Consider the following 16,966-nt stretch of genomic DNA (forward strand, 5'->3'; position numbering starts at 1 on the left):
TAGCAAATTAGTTTACTAAATTCGTAAGTAATACTCTCAACTCAAACAATCCATTTTTAGAATCCATACAAGACATCACATTCCCCCCAGAGTGATGTAACCTGAATTGTGTATATACGCCCACTCGCTCGAAGACTTTGTTCTTCTATAAGGACAAGGGAATTCTGTAAAAGCGGATAATGCAAACAGTTGATATTATTTATATTTTATACATTAGCATGGATCCATTTCGTTTCTCGCATTTACTTAACCCTTTGAAAATAAAATATATTTAATAACATTCTTTAATAAAATTAACACACTAGCTTTATTTGTATTAGGTGCACATTTCCTAGAGCACCGAAACATGCACATGTGCTCCATTTTTAGATCTAAATAAAAGCATCTGTGCATGCGTTACAACAATGACTTGCAGACTTTTCAAAAAGTTCCAAAAGCACTCCTATAATTCAACCTGGTGATGGAATCCAAATCTGGATTCATAACTAGAAATGCCCATTTGTGTACGCTAACATTTATTCCGAAATCTCAACTTGTTTAACCCACTAACCAATGGTGCTTGCCGTGAAACCCGCAGAACATATAGCTAAACTTATAAACTCCGTGTCTGATGGCACCCGCATTCAAAATAGTCGAGAAAGGCAAATCATCTCTCTCCAGCAATATGCCGAGCCGATGTGCTTTATTTTACATAAGGGAACGGCTGCAATTTATCGCGGATACGATCATTTACTTCTGTCCCACATCAAGGCACCGCATGTCATGGGACTTAACCTTTTATTTCAAAAAAACAGTGAACTTTATTTCCAGGCGAGGAGTTCCATTGCCTACGAGATCGTCCCACGCTCAAAATTTGAAGACCAAATACGGGCTCAGGATCTCTGGGAAAGTCTTGCTTATTATTTCATGTTCAGTTCCAAGCGTTTTTTACAGAACAACTTCACATCCTGCGGCGTATCCACTTACGACCTGGTCCGTAACAACCTCATCGCGTTAATGAATGAAAGTGAAGAACTGCGCTTAGCCACTAACACATGTGATTATATTCAGGAAAAAACGCTGCTTTCACGCAGCGGCATTATGAAGATGCTCAGCGATCTTAAGCATGGTAAGCATATTGAATTACAGCGCGGAGTGCTGATAACAATTAATAACCTGCCAGCAAAATATTGATTCATTAGCAATATAAAAAACAAAATCATCTGGATTTAATTTAGGCGGAGATTAAAAGCACCTCGTAAAATCGTGCTGACTTGACAAGGCCGAAACCAACGTTAATGCCATGAGGCTATCGCAGCACATAAGGGACGGCTCGTTCAGGGAAAAGACAGCGTTGGCGCTCCAACGCTTCGTCATTCAGAATCTGCCAACCACGCAAAAGTGTAATAAACGTATCCCTGACGCAAATCTCTTTCTTTTTTCAACATCATATTTACAAGCACACGCTAAACTGGCAAGAATCATTCTTATTTCCCTAAGAAATGTCTTATGTCAGAACAGGCGCTGAAACAACAGATTCAAAATCTGAAAAAGCACAATGCCCGGCTTGCCAGGCTGGCGCGTGACGCCCGCAGTAAGCTGAGTGCTGCGCTGGACGGAACCGGCCTGTGTCTGTGGCAACTCGACGTCCCGAGTGGAAAACTGATTATCTACAATCGGCGCTGGGGATCGATGCTCGGCTATCAGCCGAAAGAGCTGAATGCGCAGTTCGATGTCTGGCGCGAACATCTTCATCCCGATGACAGGCAAATGGTATTGGATGCCTTTTATGACCATCTAAACGGCAAAACCCCCTTCTATGAAGCGCTGCACCGTATGCAGCATAAAAATGGCACCATCAGTTGGGTGCTGGATCGTGGGCGCGTCAGTGAATGGGATGAGCACGGGAATCCCCTCAGGGTCACAGGCACTCACATTGATATGACCAAAGAAAAGCAGTACGAGGAACAACTCGCGCTGCTGGCGAACCATGATCCGCTCACTGGGCTGGCAAACCGCCATGCGCTCGTCAAACATTTTGCTCAGCTCAAAGATCAGGGGCCGCTTTGCGTTGCTTTTATCGATCTTGATGATTTCAAATCCGTTAACGATACCTTTGGTCACCGTAGCGGAGATGAGTTATTGATTCAATTGAGTAAACGATTAGGTGAAACCTGCCCCGAAGGCTCCATTGTAGGCCGTCTTGGCGGCGATGAGTTTGTCCTGCTACTCCCTTTTACGTTGTCTAGCTTGTGGGTCAATAGCACTGCGCATAAGTGCCTGCAAGCAGCACTCACGCCATTCGAGCTGGACAACGGTCAGGCGCGGGTTGGCGCGTCAATTGGCATTGACGAAGTGCAGCCGGAAGATGACTTTATTAACGCACTGCGTCGCGCTGATCAATCGATGTATCAAATTAAACACACCGGCAAAAACGGCGTGGCGATCGGTTCCACGTTGATTTCTATTTCCCGCACCGGGACGGACGCGTGAAAAGCAGCCGACAGCAGCAAATTATTCAGTTGTTGAGCGGATGCGACGGACTCGCCACCGACACACTGGCCGCGCAACTGGCCGTCAGTAAAGAAACGATCCGTCGTGACCTGAAGGCGCTTCAACAGCAGGGTAAATTAGTGCGCCACCACGGGCGTGCGCGCGCCATCCAGGCCGACAATCGTGACGGGGGGGAACCTTTTGGCGCGCGGCTAAAAAGCCATTATGCTGATAAGGCCGATATCGCCCGGCACGCGTTAGGTTATCTCAGCGAAGGGATGACCATCGCGCTCGATGCCAGTTCGACCTGTTTTCACCTCGCGCGTCAGCTTCCCGATATCGAACTGACGGTGTTTACCAACAGCCTGCCGATATGCCATGAAATGGCGAAACGCGAAAAAATCACGCTGATCTGTTCTGGTGGAATACTGGAGCGGAAATACCGCTGCTACGTCAATCCTGCGCTGGTGACGTCGCTGAAAAGCATTGAAGTCGATCTGTTTATCTTTTCCTGCGAAGGCGTAGATGAAGCGGGAAACATGTGGGATCCAACGGAGCAGAGCGCTGGATTTAAGGCGCAGCTTCTTAAACGTGCCAGCCAGTCGCTGCTACTCATTGATAAGAGTAAATTTCAGCGCGCAAGCGAAGTAAAAATTGGTGACCTTTCGCAGGTCACGCAAATCGTCAGTGACGCTCATCCCTCAAGCCGATAACCCGCCATAATGTAGCGCAGCGTCGTGCTGGACGGGTTCTCTTTAAAAAAGTCCATCACCATATCGCGATCCAGCCCGTAACGACGCGTCAAAATACCCGCTTCCCAGGCGCTAAGCTGACGGTCACCCGTTTGCTCAAACATGCGCTGCGAAAAACCCAGCACAAATCCACGTTTATAGTCAGAACAAAAGTGTGCCACGTTTTGGGCAGTGTCTGCCTGTTCGGCTCGCATTCCGGCCAGCAGCCCTTTGCCAAAGTGATTGTTCATCGCTCTCCCCCCCACTCGATATATAGTAAATTATATAGCGAAGTTTTGAGCGATACCTAATGCTATTTTAAGGCCGCCTGAGCGGCCTTTTGTTTAGAGGAATTAGAAAGAAACCCACTCGTCCGTTTTGCCTGTAGTTTTTGCCCTAACGATGGCTTTAGGCGATGAGACGCCCACGGCGCTGGCGGATTCCTGAGAAGAGAGACGGAATTTTTGCACCGAACGCTGGAGTTCTTCGGTCTGGGCTTCCAGTGCCGAAGCGGCACTTGAGACCTGTTCGACGAGCGAGGCGTTTTGCTGCGTCACGCCGTCCATCTGTGTAATCGCGATCCCCACCTGCGAAATACCTTTACTCTGTTCTTCTGAAGCGGAGGCGATTTGCTTCATGATGGTCGTCACTTCTGTCACCGCCCGCAGAATCGCTTCCATTGTGGTTCCTGTATCATCCACAATTTTCGCCCCGCGCTCGACGCGTGAAACCGAATCAGCAATCAGCCCTTCAATCTCCTTCGCCGCATCAGCACTTCGGCTGGCGAGATTTCGGACTTCACCTGCCACCACGGCGAACCCACGTCCCTGCTCACCGGCACGCGCGGCTTCAACTGCCGCATTGAGTGCCAGAATGTTCGTCTGGAACGCAATGCCATTAATGACAGTGGTGATCTCCGCGATTTTCTTCGAGCTGGCAGAAATCCCGGACATGGTAGTGACCACTTCCTGAACCAGCGAACCACCGCGACTGGCTGTGCTCGACGCCACATCGGCCAGTTCACTTGCCTGTCGCGCATTATCCGCGTTAAGTTTCACGGTCGCTGTGAGCTGCTCCATACTCGCCGCCGTCTCTTCCAGTGCAGCGGCCTGCTCTTCGGTACGTGAAGACAGGTTGTTATTTCCGCTGGAGATTTCCGTTGCACCGCGCCAGATATTATCGCTACCGGAACGAATTGAGCTGACCGCTTCACGCAAACTGTCCTGCATAGCCGTCAGCAGCGGGACGAGCTGGCCCACACAGTTGCGCCCAAATGGCTCTACCGACTGGCTGAGATCGCCCTGTGCAATCTGGCGGAAATGTTCGCGAATACGTCCTAAAGGCTTGACCAACATGGTGACCAAATAGCGATCGGTGAAGATCAGAATCAACAAACCAAGCACCATGGCACTGATAATCACGGTCCGAGTCATACTGGTCAGGCCATCGACGACAACACGCGTCTCTTCGAGCGTGTTGCCAGCCTCATGATTGAATTTCTCCGCGGCTGCGCCAAACGCGCGGCTGAGCGGCGGAGTAACCTCATTTGCCTGCTGACGGTAACCCGCGTCATCGCCTTGCTGCGCCTTTACCATCTGCGGTGCAATGCCTTGTTCCAGCAATGCCTGCCAGGTACTGATGACTTCTGCGAAGACCGCTTCATTCATCGCGCCGTGCGAGACCGCTTTCATCTCCTCAAGACGTTTGCTCATGTTGTCTAGCGCCGTTTGTGCAGACGTTAAATCGGGCGTGCCTCCTGCTGCTTTGGCTTCCATCGCACGACTCAGGCGTGTGACGAAGCGGAAATATTGATCGTTGCCCTGTCCAAGGATTGTCATTTTTTTGACAATTTGACGATCGGTTTCATTACCTTCTGAGACCCTGGAAAGTGACCATGAGCTATAAAATCCAACCCCGGCCCACATTAAACAAAAAACACCCAGAATCGCCAGCACGACGAAACGGATGGTAAAATTACGAAGCATATGCATAAGAGTTATCCTTGCCGTTAGGGAAAACTCGCCCAAAGGCGAGTCTTACTTTCGTTATCGGCAGAAAATGGCGAACTTATACCTATTCACACACGTAATTTTAAAAATAATTCACAGACTGACTGATGTTATGCGAATTTTTCCTGAAGAGTTTAATTCTCATTTAGAATAGTTTTTTAACATGTCAGAAGATAAGGGAATGTAAAACAAGCTTTCATTAAATTAACCACATCACTCTAAAGGGTTACTCTCTCCATAGCCTCAACCAATCAATCTATGCACTTTCAGCTCATTACCCGCATAATTTGCGTGCTAATTAATCATTAACATTTATTGTTTGAATATATTTTATAACACCAATCAGATTTAGATATTTTAAAGGTTATTTTCCCACCTGATATATTTTAAAATTTAATTACACCACAAAAGACTAAGAATATTCTCAAATAGATATTTTTACTTTAAAAAGGAGCCAATCCCATTTAAACCTTCGAGATAATAAAATGCGTAAATTACTTAAACGCTCATTGCTTTCACAATGTGTATTAATGTCGTTAACTTCTCTTTCAGCCTTTGCTGCGAATTCTACGAACACACCTTGCTCTAATAACGGCACAGCACAAACTTGTGGTCTGTCGCAATATAATAACGGGAGCTATTATCAGGACAAAGGCGTCACTGATGCCGTAATGGCAAATGCAACGTCGGATAATATTTATATGGACGGTGCCCGAGGAGAAGGTGACACGCAGTCATTAACCGTTTCCGGAACGGATATGTCGGGACGGTACATTCAGGGCAGCAATGGTGGCAATGTAAACATAACCGTAAATAATAATGCAACGGTTGATATGATTGAAGCCGGTTCACCTGGTTCAACCACCAATACGACGGTGAACGTTGATCATTCGACTCTCAATGGTGAAAGCGCGAGCGGGAATTACAATAATCCTAAAGATTACATGATGGGCTCTGCTATCTATCTCGATCCAATGGATAAAGGAACACACGCGGTGAATATTACCAACGGCAGCGTCCTCCATGGCAGCATAATTAGTGCTGGCGCGGGCACGCAAAATATAGCCTTAAGTGACAGTTCGATGGATAAGGGCGGAATTTACGCCGGGAGCGATAAAGCCGATACCACAATTACGCTGACGCGGTCTTCTGTCGATGCGGCTCAAAGTGAAATCGCACAAAACATAGATGCTCTCGCGGCAAAACTGAGTCAATACAAGCCCTTCAGCGATATGAATGTCGATGCTTTTGGTGATGTCGCCATCGGCATGTATGGCACAACCCACGATTCGCTGGTGCTCAATAACAGCACTGTGACGGGTGATATTGGTGTTATCAATGAAAACGGCGCAACCCCAATAACAGCGTGGTCAAGGGTGACGTCACGCTAGAAGGTCATTCTGCGAATGACCTTCTGGTGGATAACAGCACGGTTGATGGCAATGTGAATGCCAGCCAGAATAGCGGGAATACCACCATCACACTGCAAAATAATGCTGCCGTTAACGGCGATATCACCACCGGTAAAGGTGATGACACGCTTGTATTGACCAATAATTCGCGCGTTGACGGAAATGTCGACGGCGGTGACGGAAGCGATACGCTGTCGATGGATGCCGGAAGTTCGATTTCCGGACAAATTAGTCAGTTCGAAACGGTCAATACCACCAGTAATAACAGCATCAGCATCGATAAAATTAATGATACCACCACCTGGGATCTGCAAAACGGCTCACGTCTTGTTGCTCAGTCCACCGGCAGCAATGCGACCGTTACGATGAGCACCGATAGCTTTGTGGATTTTGGCACTATTACAGGCGCGAATAACGCGGTGGTGGTGAGCAGTATTACCGCTTCTGCACGCGATCAGAAAAATGTCATTCTGGGGACATTCAATACCGCCAGCACAAACACGCCGCAAGCATACGCTGGGGCGACGTTTACAAATGGTCAGCAGAGTGTCGAGAACCGCAGCGGTGCATATAATTATAACAATGAGCTGAATATTGCTGCCGCCGACAGCGCGCCACAAACACAGCGTGCGGCGGATAACAGCCAGAGCTGGAATATTGAATTTACTAGCGCGAAAGGTTCGCTGGCGAGTGACGTCCAGGGGCTGGTTGCAGGTCTGGATGCTGCAGAACAGGCCGGACAACAGGTGGCAGATGACATCAGTAACCACATGAATCAGGTCCATCTCGCGAACCTGTACGGTGAACAACAGGACGGCGCACAGGTCTGGGGGGATTTCCTGTATCAGAATGGTAGCTACAGTAACGACGTCGATTATAAAAGCATTACCCAGGGTGCCCAGGGCGGCGTTGACTGGACGGCGCATCTGGGTAATGGCGATAGCGTAACGGCCGGTATCGCTCTGGCATGGACCCGCAGCCGCGTACAGGATACCGGCGACGACGCAGACAGCTTCAAAGACAGCGTTTACGGTAATTACTACAGCCTTTACGGCGGCTGGCAGCAGGCGCTGAATGGCAAATCCTGGGGGATGTTTGCTGACGGCAGTATCAGCTATGGCGATATGCGCTATTCACTTTCCGCCAATAACGTTACCGGCGATACCAGCGGCATGACCGAGGCGCTTCACGGTTCGACCGACGGGAGCCTGTATAGGGCTCAGGGGCGTACCGGGGTAAACGTCGTGCTGCCGGGCGAAACGCTGTTGCAGCCCTACGCCACGCTAGGCTGGGATCAGACCAAAGCGAACGGCTTCTCCGATAGCGCAGTCACCTTTGCCGACAGCCAGGTTTCTTCATGGAACAGCGGCGCGGGCGTGCGCTTGACGACTACGCTTCGCGATCTGAATAAAAACGTGCAGGTAATGCCGTGGGTTGATGCTCGCTTCCAGCAAGAATTCCGCGACGACACCGATATCAAAGCGGCGGATTATCACAATACTTCAGGCCACAACAACACCATGGGCATTTTCGGTGCGGGTGTTAACGCTACGATTGCCCATAATTTTACGATCAACACGGGCGTATATGTGGGAACGGGCGATGTGGATAACGACGCCAGCGTTCAGGCGGGTATGAGCTACAGCTTCTAATCGTTAAATGGCCGGGCAGCGCGAACGTCTGCCCGGCCAGACGCTTAACTCAAATACTTCTCGAACCAACCCAGGGTCCGTTTCCACGCAAGATCTGCGGCGGACTCGTCGTAACGCGGCGTGGAATCATTGTGGAATCCGTGATTCACACCGGGATAAATATAAGCCTCGTACACGTTATTATTCGCTTTCAGCGCAGCCTCATAAGCAGGCCAACCTTCGTTAATGTTCTTATCTAACTCGGCATAGTGAAGCAGCAATGGGGCTTTGATTTTGGGCACATCGCTGGCCGCGGGCTGACGGCCATAAAACGGCACCGCGCACGACAGTTCGGGATACGCCACCGCAGCGGCATTCGACACGCCACCGCCATAGCAAAATCCGGTGATCCCCACTTTTCCGGTCGCCTCCGGATGCGTTTTCATAAACTCAACGGCGGCAAAGAAATCGTTCATCAGTTTGGTCGGATCGACTTTTTGTTGCAGCACTTTCCCTTCTTCATCGTTGCCGGGATAGCCGCCGACCGAACTTAGCCCATCCGGCGCCAGCGCAATGTATCCCGCTTTTGCCACGCGTCGGGCGACATCTTCGATATACGGATTCAGCCCCCGGTTTTCATGCACGACGACGACCGCCGGCACCTTTCCTGTCGCTTTGGCTGGCTTCACCAGATAGCCGCGCACCTCCCCGTGCCCGTTCGGCGAAGGGTAGTGAATATATTCAGGGAGAATATCGGGGTCGGTAAATTTCACCTGTTCCGCGAGAGCGTAATTCGGTTTGAGCATATTAAACAGCGCCAGTGCCGTCACACCGCCCACAGCGTAACGTGCAGCCAGATTCAGAAACTCGCGTTTGTTAATTTTGCCGTGCGCGTAGTAGTCGTAATATTCGATCAACTCTTGCGGAAAATCTTTAGCGGTCAGGCGCGTCATCGCATATCTCCAGGAATTGTGATTGTATAAGGATAGAATGAAAACGCTGTTTCGAAAATTCATCGCTATGAAAGGAGATATCATGACCTGGACCCCCTACCCAAGCCGCTACGAAAATATGCAGTATCGATACTGCGGTAAAAGCGGCTTACGTCTGCCCGCGCTATCACTCGGCCTGTGGCACAGCTTCGGCCACGTGCAGCCTCTCGATACCCAGCGCGCCCTGCTGCGCAAAGCGTTTGATTTAGGCATCACCCATTTTGATCTGGCCAACAACTACGGTCCGCCTCCGGGCAGTGCCGAAGAGAATTTTGGCCGCCTGCTGCGCCAGAATTTCGCGGCGTATCGCGATGAATTAATCATCTCTACCAAAGCCGGTTACGACATGTGGCCTGGCCCGTATGGCTCCGGCGGCTCGCGCAAATATCTGCTGGCGAGCCTCGACCAGAGCCTCACGCGCATGGGTGTGGAGTATGTCGATATCTTCTATTCGCATCGCGTTGATGAAAATACGCCGATGGAAGAGACCGCCTCTGCGCTGGCGCACGCCGTTCAGAGCGGAAAAGCGCTTTACGTCGGGATCTCATCCTATTCACCCGAGCGCACGCAAGAGATGGCTGATTTATTGCGTGAATGGAAAATCCCGCTGCTGATCCATCAGCCTTCGTACAACGTGCTTAATCGCTGGGTGGATAAGAGCGGCCTGCTGGATACGCTGCAAGCCAACGGCACCGGGTGTATTGCGTTTACGCCGCTGGCACAGGGTTTGTTAGCCGGAAAATACCTGAACGGCATTCCTGATGGCTCTCGCATGCAGCGAGAAGGCAAAAAAGTGCGCGGTTTAACAGAAAAGATGCTGACCGAGGCCAACCTCAACAGCCTGCGTTTGCTCAATGAAATGGCGCAGGCGCGAGGTCAAACGATGGCGCAAATGGCGTTAAGCTGGCTGCTCAAAGACGAGCGCGTGACGTCCGTATTGATTGGTGCCAGCCGCCCGGAACAGCTGGAGGAGAACGTGCAGGCGCTGAACAATCTGCGCTTTAGCGAAGACGAGCTGAAAAGCATTGATCAACATGTCGAAGATGGGCAGCTGAATTTATGGCAAGCATCGTCGGATAAATAGTGTTTTGTGCTACCAGATGCCCTCTCCTGGCGGAGAGGGTGAAGGGAATCAGTACTTGCCACTGCGATTGATTTTATCCAGATACCCCATGACAAACGCCGACAGCACGAACGTCAGATGAATAATGACGTACCACATCAGTTTATTGTCCGGGATGTTTTTCGCATCCATAAACACGCGCAGCAGGTGGATGGAAGAGATCGCCACAATGGATGCCGCAACTTTATTTTTTAGCGATGAGGCGTCCATTTTGCCCAGCCAACTGAGCTTCTCTTTGTGCTCGGCGATATCCAGCTGAGAGACAAAGTTCTCGTAGCCCGAGAACATCACCATGACCAGCAGCCCGCCCACCAGCGTCATATCCACTAACGACAGCAGCACCAGAATCAGATCGGACTCTGCCACTGAGAAAATATTGGGGAGAACGTGAAAAATTTCCTGGAAAAATTTGATGCTCAGCGCGACGAGTGCCAGTGATAACCCAAAATAGACGGGTGCTAATAACCAGCGCGAAGCGTACATTGCATTTTCAAAAAAGCGTTCCATAAAGTCCTGTCAGCAAGCGAAACCAGGCTGCATTATATCGCAGCGCGGTGAACTGTTTGCAACAACTTACCAACAAAGACCTTACACCTCTGAGGGATTAACCAACGGGCGTTGATATTCCGGCCAGACGATCACCACCAGATCTGGATAGGCTTCCAGACTAAACTCACGAAAACACTGACGCAGGTTTAACACGTCGAGGTCTGAATAAGAGACCTTTTCGCCGTTAAGACAGCGCTTTTTGATATTGTCGTAATATTTATAAACCGCTGAATTCAGGTCACTGCAACGGCGCTGTGCTTCAAAAAGGCCCGGCGTATCATTTATTTCGGTCATCTTCATTCGCTTAATTGTTGCATGAAGAAAATCGATATATTCATGATTGACGCGCCAGTACCATACCGGAGTTATCGAATTCATCAGCAGCGAGAAATGATCTTCCCCCTCTTCCTTGGTCATCGGAATGGGCTGAGGCTGCTCGCCGAGTGGCCGTGTGTCTTTCGTTTTATTGAACTCGCGCATCAATAAAAGAACGCCAGCGGTAAGCAAAAGTAATGTAATGACAGAATAAGAAATGCTGTTCATGGTTGGCTCCATTTTTTTTGATTTTAAATTTGCCTCATGTTATTGTCAACGAATCTCACGCCCCATCTGATCCTACCCGGTTGAAATTAAAGGAAATAAAAATGCTGCCCGAGAATCTCGTCCCGGTCAGGTTCCACATCGCCTCTGTGGTTCCAAAATCGGGGGAAGCAGAAAGCCATGCTAATTTCACTCAGGGAAAAAGAAAACTTTCCGATTTCGAAGCCGACATATTAATTGGTGTTACCCGTACCGGTAAATCACGTAATATGCTGCTGGAAGAGCACGACAGACATATTAAAGACCGACTGTTTCGCGTGATAAAGATCGAAGCTTTTGCGCATCTCCTTAACGACCTGCAGGCCGAAGGCGAAATAGATGCCCAGACATTAAGTCAAATAATGGCTGAAAAGTCCGAACAAATAAATGAAGCAGGCAACGAAATTTGGCTTAATCTTATTACCAGAGAGAAAAACAACCCTATTTTTTATAAACTAGAGGATGATTAACGTGAAAGAAGTTGAAGATAATAACGTTTATTTGACTTTAGATAACCATAAAAGTGATGAGTTTATCTTAAAGCAAAATCTCGAGGCCTTGAAAAAACATAAAAATGATGAGATGGCCCGCATTGCACAAGACCTGGTATCGATCCCGGCAGCCGTCGTTCGTTTGAAATGGCAAAACCGTCATGAAATATATTCTTTGCAGGTTAAAGAAGAAATCTACGGCGCGATGATTAATGCAGTGATGGAACTCAAGCCCGAGCTGAAAGATAAAATAATGGGCCGCCTGGAAACGAATTACCAATATTTACTGGCCCGAGAAACCGCTACCCTGCGCCTCTCCCGTAAACTGGCGGATGGCGACTATCGCACATCCAATGTCACCACGGTTGCGCTGGATGAAGACGCGCTGGCCTCTAAAACAGATACTTCCTCGAACACGCCTTAGCATTAACCTCTCCCCTTGCGTCGCCTTTATTAGCCCGTCTGATCGTGTTCCGTCCTGGGATTAAGGATTATCCTGAATAATCCCTAAAGCCTGGATGAATCACCTATGCTTATTGTTTTACAACGCGAGCAAGGAGATTCCTTATGGCAAATCACCAGACAACATTCCAGGATCCAACAACCCAGTATCACACCGGTGACTTCCCTAAACAGAAACAACCTGCTCCCGGCGTGCAATCGAAGATGACGCCCGTCCCTGACTGCGGCGAAAAGACGTATAAGGGAAGCGGTAGGCTTAGTGGGCGCAAAGCGCTGGTCACGGGGGGTGACTCTGGCATCGGACGCGCAGCGGCGATTGCTTACGCACGTGAAGGTGCTGACGTGGCGATTAACTATCTGCCCGCCGAAGAAGAAGACGCTCAGCAGGTCAAACAGCTCATCGAAGAAGCCGGTCGTAAAGCGGTGCTGATCCCTGGCGATTTAAGCGATGAGTCGTTTGCCCGATCGCTAGTGCATGCCGCACACGACGCGCTGGGCGGGCTGGATACGCTGGCGCTGGTCGCGGGTAAACAGACTGCGGTCGAAAACATTGCCGACCTCACCACGGAACAGTTTAAAGAGACTTACGCGGTGAACGTGCTGGCGCTTTTCTGGATAACTCAGGAGGCGATTCCACTCCTGCCAGCCGGGTCCAGCATTGTGACGACCTCTTCGATTCAGGCCTATCAGCCCAGTCCACATCTGCTGGATTACGCTTCGACGAAAGCCGCGATCCTCAACTACAGCCGTGGACTTGCAAAACAAGTTGCGGAGAAAGGCATTCGGGTAAACGTGGTCGCACCGGGTCCAATCTGGACGGCACTGCAAATTTCTGGCGGTCAGCCGCAGGAAAAAATCCCACAGTTTGGTCAGCAGACGCCAATGAAGCGCGCGGGGCAGCCGGCGGAACTGGCAGCGGTCTATGTTTATCTGGCGAGTCAGGAGTCAAGCTACGTCACGGCAGAAGTGCATGGCGTATGTGGCGGGGAACACCTGGGATAACCACTGTACTGGAAAGACAATCACCACCTCCCGAGGAGGTGGTTTAAAGCTGACAACAAAAAAGCTGGCTTGCGCCAGCTTTTTTTATTTCGGTTTGACCGTCTCTTCGCCGACTAAACCAATTTTGAGATAACCCGCCTGATGCAGCGTGTCCATTACTTTCATCATGGTTTCGTAGTCGACGGTTTTGTCAGCCCGGAAGAAGACCGTGGTGTCTTTCTTACCTTGCGTCATTGCGTCGAGCGCGGGAATAACGGAGTCATCCGTCACCGGATCGTTGCCCAGGAACATCGATTTATCGGCTTTGACGGAGATATAAATCGGTTTTTCCGGACGCGGCTGCGGCTGGCTGGAGGACGCTGGCAGATTGACCTTCACATCCACCGTCGCCAGAGGCGCGGCAACCATGAAGATAATCAGCAGAACCAACATAACGTCGATAAACGGCGTCACGTTGATTTCATGCATTTCGCCATTATCGTCCAGATTTTCATTAAGACGCATTGCCATAATTGATTAACCTAAACGCAGTTTCGAAGCAGAGTGAACCGGCTTAACGTTGCTGGCGCTGAGGTCGAGATCGCGGCTTTGCAGCAGCAGAACCTGTGCGGCAACATCGCCCAACGTCGCTTTGAAGCTGCCAATCATACGGGCAAAGACGTTATAGATAACCACCGCAGGAATTGCTGCAATCAGACCGATAGCCGTTGCCAACAATGCTTCTGCGATACCTGGCGCCACAACGGCCAGATTGGTCGTTTGCGTCTGGGCGATACCGATGAAGCTGTTCATGATGCCCCAAACCGTACCAAACAGACCGACGAACGGGGAAATCGCACCGATAGTGGCCAGATAACCGTTACCGCGCCCCATGTGACGACCGACGGCAGCAACGCGACGTTCCAGGCGGAAACCGGTACGCTCTTTGATGCCTTCGTTATCTTCACTGCCTGCGGAAAGTTCCAGCTCGTTCTGCGCTTCATTCACTAACATCGAGGTCAGGCTTTTCGCATGGAACGCCGATGTCATGTCATTTGCTTGATCCAGAGAGCGTGCTTCAGCCAACAGCTGTTGTTCGCGCTTCAGGCGACGCTTTTGGGAAATCAGCTCAACGCTTTTGCTGAAGAAAATAGCCCAGGTGATCACGGACGCCAGAATCAGGCCGATCATCACAATCTTAACCACGATGTCAGCATGTTGGTACATGCCCCAGACGGACAGATCCGTCTGCATCAAATTATTACCCACTCTGTATCTCCAGGACGCAAATCACATTATCTGAGCATAATAATATCAAAACCACATCGAATTGATAGTGGTTCTCATTAGTATTTACATACTGCCGTAATTTCCGCTCATTTTCCTTGCGCTGACACAGTAAAAATTTCTTATGCTTATTTTTTAGAAAATATTGTGCTTATTCGCTAAGCATCCGGGTGCAGAGTTTCACATTCATGGTAGTCTGGACGTCCAGACGGATAAAACAGGTTTAGCGAACATGGCAGAGAAACATCTTGATACCACGCTTGTCCAGGCCGGACGCAGTAAAAAGTACACTCAGGGTTCGGTAAATAGCGTTATCCAGCGCGCCTCCTCGCTGGTTTTTGAAACCGTCGAGGCCAAAAAACATGCCACCCGCAACCGTGCGAAAGGCGAACTGTTTTATGGTCGTCGCGGCACGTTGACCCATTTTTCGCTGCAGGATGCGATGTGCGAACTGGAAGGCGGTGCCGGTTGTGCCCTGTTCCCGTGCGGCGCGGCGGCTGTCGCGAATACCATTCTGGCGTTTGTTGAACAGGGCGATCATATTCTGATGACCAACACCGCCTACGAACCCAGTCAGGATTTCTGTACCAAAATCCTCACTAAACTTGGCGTCACGACCGGCTGGTTTGATCCGTTGATTGGCGAAGGCATTGCGGAACTTATTCAGCCCAATACGCGGATTGTGTTCCTGGAATCACCCGGTTCCATCACCATGGAAGTGCACGACGTTCCGGCGATTGTTCGCGCCGTGCGTCGCGTCGCACCAGATGCCATTATCATGATCGATAACACCTGGGCCGCAGGTGTATTGTTCAAAGCGCTGGATTTCGACATCGATATCTCCATTCAGGCCGCCACAAAATACCTTATCGGCCACTCTGACGGCATGATCGGCACGGCAGTGTCCAACGCCCGCTGTTGGGATCAACTACGCGAAAATGCCTATCTGATGGGACAAATGGTGGATGCCGATACCGCCTATATGACCAGCCGCGGAATACGCACGCTCGGTGTACGCCTGCGTCAGCATCATGAAAGTAGTCTCAAAGTGGCCGAGTGGCTGGCGCAACATCCCCAGGTGGCTCGCGTTAATCATCCGGCGCTGCCAGGCAGTAAAGGCCATGAGTTCTGGCAACGTGACTTTACGGGCAGTAGCGGCTTGTTCTCATTTGTTCTGAATAAACGTCTGAGCAATGACGAGCTGGCAACCTATCTGGATAACTTTACGCTGTTCAGCATGGCGTACTCCTGGGGCGGGTTTGAATCGCTGATTCTGCCTAACCAACCAGAACAGATTGCTGACCTGCGTCCCGGCGGCGAAGTGGATTTTACCGGCACGCTGATCCGACTGCATATCGGTTTAGAGAATGTTGACGATCTGATTGCGGATTTATCGGCAGGTTTTGAGCGTATCGTGTAATGTGCAGGCTTAAACTGTACTCCCGAACCGTTTTATCGATGCTATAAGCAGAAAAGTCTGCATTTGTTGCGTGAGCGATCAACGCCAGCGGATAAAATGAGGAGTACAATAGCCGCATATAAGTTGTTCCACAGGAAAGTCCATGGCTGTCATTCAAGATATTATCGCTGCGCTCTGGCATCACGATTTTGCTGCGCTGGCGGATCCACACGTTGTGGGCATTGTTTATTTTGTCATGTTCGCAACGCTGTTTTTGGAAAATGGTTTGCTTCCCGCGTCGTTTCTTCCAGGGGATAGCCTGCTGTTACTGGCAGGTGCGTTAATCGGTAAAGGCGTCATGGACTTCGCCCCTACCGTTGTGATTCTGACTTCTGCTGCGAGCCTGGGTTGCTGGTTAAGCTATTTACAGGGACGGTGGCTCGGTAACACCCGCGTGGTAAAAAGCTGGCTGTCGCAACTGCCTGTTAAATACCATGAACGGGCGACCTGTATGTTCGATCGTCATGGTTTACTGGCGCTGTTGGCGGGGCGTTTTCTGGCCTTTATTCGCACATTGCTACCCACCATGGCGGGCATCTCCGGCCTGTCTAACCGTCGTTTCCAGTTCTTTAACTGGCTGAGTGCACTGTTGTGGGTCGGCGTGGTGACGTCAATGGGTTACGCCATTAGCATGATCCCGTTTGTGAAACGACACGAAGATCAGGTGATGACGTTCCTGATGATTCTGCCGATGTTCCTGTTAGTGGCAGGACTGGTAGGCACCATTGCGGTGGTCATTAAAAAGAAATACTGCAACGCCTGATAATCAGCCCTCTCCAGCGAGAGGG

Annotated in this window: 18 protein-coding genes; 11 read left to right on the forward strand and 7 right to left on the reverse strand. The window is 50.1% G+C overall.

What is annotated here, in order from left to right:
• The first annotated feature begins 564 nt into the window (after window positions 1-564).
• From AC07RN_RS14480 to fucR, 3 genes are all read left to right on the forward strand, one after another.
• Window positions 565-1,173, forward strand: coding sequence for a helix-turn-helix domain-containing protein (locus AC07RN_RS14480; RefSeq protein WP_478336682.1), 609 nt, complete (start codon window positions 565-567; stop codon window positions 1,171-1,173).
• A 315-nt stretch (window positions 1,174-1,488) separates the two neighbouring features.
• Window positions 1,489-2,472, forward strand: coding sequence for a diguanylate cyclase domain-containing protein (locus AC07RN_RS14485; RefSeq protein ID WP_478336683.1), 984 nt, complete (start codon window positions 1,489-1,491; stop codon window positions 2,470-2,472).
• On the forward strand, window positions 2,469-3,185 hold the full coding sequence (gene fucR, locus AC07RN_RS14490; protein WP_478336684.1) for an L-fucose operon activator: 717 nt from the start codon (window positions 2,469-2,471) through the stop codon (window positions 3,183-3,185). The genes AC07RN_RS14485 and fucR overlap by 4 nt, the downstream gene beginning before the upstream one ends.
• Here the strand turns inward: fucR and AC07RN_RS14495 are convergent.
• Entirely contained in the window at window positions 3,167-3,454 is a 288-nt protein-coding gene (locus tag AC07RN_RS14495) for a DUF2623 family protein (protein ID WP_478336685.1), read from the reverse strand. The genes fucR and AC07RN_RS14495 overlap by 19 nt on opposite strands.
• 102 nt (window positions 3,455-3,556) lie before the next feature.
• Window positions 3,557-5,194, reverse strand: coding sequence for a methyl-accepting chemotaxis protein (locus tag AC07RN_RS14500; RefSeq protein WP_449553983.1), 1,638 nt, complete (start codon window positions 5,192-5,194; stop codon window positions 3,557-3,559).
• A 503-nt stretch (window positions 5,195-5,697) separates the two neighbouring features.
• Here AC07RN_RS14500 and AC07RN_RS14505 point away from each other — a divergent pair.
• Both AC07RN_RS14505 and AC07RN_RS14510 read left to right on the forward strand, forming a co-directional pair.
• Complete coding sequence (locus AC07RN_RS14505) at window positions 5,698-6,603, forward strand: hypothetical protein (protein WP_478336686.1); 906 nt, start codon at window positions 5,698-5,700, stop codon at window positions 6,601-6,603.
• Window positions 6,604-6,629: 26 nt separating this feature from the next.
• On the forward strand, window positions 6,630-8,276 hold the full coding sequence (locus tag AC07RN_RS14510) for an autotransporter domain-containing protein (RefSeq protein ID WP_478336687.1): 1,647 nt from the start codon (window positions 6,630-6,632) through the stop codon (window positions 8,274-8,276).
• Between the two features lie 44 nt (window positions 8,277-8,320).
• Here AC07RN_RS14510 and yghX read toward each other — a convergent pair whose 3' ends face one another.
• Entirely contained in the window at window positions 8,321-9,208 is an 888-nt protein-coding gene (gene yghX, locus AC07RN_RS14515; RefSeq protein ID WP_449553985.1) for a YghX family hydrolase, read from the reverse strand.
• Window positions 9,209-9,290: 82 nt separating this feature from the next.
• On the opposite strand from yghX, the gene AC07RN_RS14520 reads away from it, so the two are divergent.
• Window positions 9,291-10,331: an aldo/keto reductase gene (locus AC07RN_RS14520; protein WP_478336688.1), complete on the forward strand. Its 1,041-nt coding sequence runs from the start codon at window positions 9,291-9,293 to the stop codon at window positions 10,329-10,331.
• 48 nt (window positions 10,332-10,379) lie between these two features.
• On the opposite strand, the gene AC07RN_RS14525 is transcribed toward AC07RN_RS14520, so the two are convergent.
• Together AC07RN_RS14525 and AC07RN_RS14530 are read right to left on the reverse strand one after the other, a co-directional pair.
• Complete coding sequence (locus AC07RN_RS14525; protein WP_015960399.1) at window positions 10,380-10,877, reverse strand: TIGR00645 family protein; 498 nt, start codon at window positions 10,875-10,877, stop codon at window positions 10,380-10,382.
• Window positions 10,878-10,958: 81 nt separating this feature from the next.
• On the reverse strand, window positions 10,959-11,462 hold the full coding sequence (locus tag AC07RN_RS14530; RefSeq protein ID WP_015960400.1) for an ESA_00282 family adhesion-associated protein: 504 nt from the start codon (window positions 11,460-11,462) through the stop codon (window positions 10,959-10,961).
• A 101-nt stretch (window positions 11,463-11,563) separates the two neighbouring features.
• On the opposite strand from AC07RN_RS14530, the gene AC07RN_RS14535 reads away from it, so the two are divergent.
• The 3 genes from AC07RN_RS14535 (at window position 11,564) to AC07RN_RS14545 (ending at window position 13,453) form a co-directional block, all read left to right on the forward strand.
• Window positions 11,564-11,968, forward strand: a complete 405-nt coding sequence (locus tag AC07RN_RS14535; RefSeq protein ID WP_015960401.1) for a hypothetical protein — start codon at window positions 11,564-11,566, stop codon at window positions 11,966-11,968.
• Complete coding sequence (locus AC07RN_RS14540) at window positions 11,961-12,413, forward strand: hypothetical protein (protein ID WP_015960402.1); 453 nt, start codon at window positions 11,961-11,963, stop codon at window positions 12,411-12,413. Before AC07RN_RS14535 ends, AC07RN_RS14540 begins: the two co-directional genes overlap by 8 nt.
• A 143-nt stretch (window positions 12,414-12,556) precedes the next feature.
• Complete coding sequence (locus AC07RN_RS14545) at window positions 12,557-13,453, forward strand: SDR family oxidoreductase (protein WP_235134062.1); 897 nt, start codon at window positions 12,557-12,559, stop codon at window positions 13,451-13,453.
• Between the two features lie 84 nt (window positions 13,454-13,537).
• Here AC07RN_RS14545 and exbD read toward each other — a convergent pair whose 3' ends face one another.
• On the reverse strand, window positions 13,538-13,963 hold the full coding sequence (gene exbD, locus AC07RN_RS14550; protein WP_015960404.1) for a TonB system transport protein ExbD: 426 nt from the start codon (window positions 13,961-13,963) through the stop codon (window positions 13,538-13,540).
• A gap of 6 nt (window positions 13,964-13,969) precedes the next feature.
• Window positions 13,970-14,701 carry a tol-pal system-associated acyl-CoA thioesterase gene (exbB, locus tag AC07RN_RS14555; protein WP_449553988.1) on the reverse strand — a complete coding sequence of 244 codons (732 nt, stop codon included), beginning with the start codon at window positions 14,699-14,701 and terminating at the stop codon, window positions 13,970-13,972.
• Window positions 14,702-14,951: 250 nt separating this feature from the next.
• On the opposite strand from exbB, the gene metC reads away from it, so the two are divergent.
• Both metC and yghB read left to right on the forward strand, forming a co-directional pair.
• Window positions 14,952-16,139 (forward strand): cystathionine beta-lyase, encoded by a 1,188-nt coding sequence (gene metC / locus AC07RN_RS14560; RefSeq protein ID WP_015960406.1) that lies wholly within the window; start codon window positions 14,952-14,954, stop codon window positions 16,137-16,139.
• 142 nt (window positions 16,140-16,281) lie between these two features.
• Window positions 16,282-16,941 carry a DedA family general envelope maintenance protein YghB gene (gene yghB / locus AC07RN_RS14565; RefSeq protein ID WP_015960407.1) on the forward strand — a complete coding sequence of 220 codons (660 nt, stop codon included), beginning with the start codon at window positions 16,282-16,284 and terminating at the stop codon, window positions 16,939-16,941.
• The last annotated feature ends 25 nt before the right edge of the window (window positions 16,942-16,966 follow it).

It is taken from the genome of Lelliottia sp. GFLA7 (genome assembly GCF_056490165.1).

What these genes read in the sequence shown, in the direction of transcription:
- AC07RN_RS14485 (WP_478336683.1), top strand. Translation starts at nt 1,489, where the DNA reads ATGTCAGAACAGGCGCTGAAACAACAGATTCAAAATCTGAAAAAGCAC.
- AC07RN_RS14495 (WP_478336685.1), bottom strand. Translation starts at nt 3,454, where the DNA reads ATGAACAATCACTTTGGCAAAGGGCTGCTGGCCGGAATGCGAGCCGAA.
- AC07RN_RS14500 (WP_449553983.1), bottom strand. Translation starts at nt 5,194, where the DNA reads ATGCATATGCTTCGTAATTTTACCATCCGTTTCGTCGTGCTGGCGATT.
- AC07RN_RS14505 (WP_478336686.1), top strand. Translation starts at nt 5,698, where the DNA reads ATGCGTAAATTACTTAAACGCTCATTGCTTTCACAATGTGTATTAATG.
- yghX (WP_449553985.1), bottom strand. Translation starts at nt 9,208, where the DNA reads ATGACGCGCCTGACCGCTAAAGATTTTCCGCAAGAGTTGATCGAATAT.
- AC07RN_RS14520 (WP_478336688.1), top strand. Translation starts at nt 9,291, where the DNA reads ATGACCTGGACCCCCTACCCAAGCCGCTACGAAAATATGCAGTATCGA.
- AC07RN_RS14525 (WP_015960399.1), bottom strand. Translation starts at nt 10,877, where the DNA reads ATGGAACGCTTTTTTGAAAATGCAATGTACGCTTCGCGCTGGTTATTA.
- AC07RN_RS14530 (WP_015960400.1), bottom strand. Translation starts at nt 11,462, where the DNA reads ATGAACAGCATTTCTTATTCTGTCATTACATTACTTTTGCTTACCGCT.
- AC07RN_RS14535 (WP_015960401.1), top strand. Translation starts at nt 11,564, where the DNA reads ATGCTGCCCGAGAATCTCGTCCCGGTCAGGTTCCACATCGCCTCTGTG.
- AC07RN_RS14540 (WP_015960402.1), top strand. Translation starts at nt 11,961, where the DNA reads ATGATTAACGTGAAAGAAGTTGAAGATAATAACGTTTATTTGACTTTA.
- AC07RN_RS14545 (WP_235134062.1), top strand. Translation starts at nt 12,557, where the DNA reads ATGGCAAATCACCAGACAACATTCCAGGATCCAACAACCCAGTATCAC.
- exbD (WP_015960404.1), bottom strand. Translation starts at nt 13,963, where the DNA reads ATGGCAATGCGTCTTAATGAAAATCTGGACGATAATGGCGAAATGCAT.
- metC (WP_015960406.1), top strand. Translation starts at nt 14,952, where the DNA reads ATGGCAGAGAAACATCTTGATACCACGCTTGTCCAGGCCGGACGCAGT.
- yghB (WP_015960407.1), top strand. Translation starts at nt 16,282, where the DNA reads ATGGCTGTCATTCAAGATATTATCGCTGCGCTCTGGCATCACGATTTT.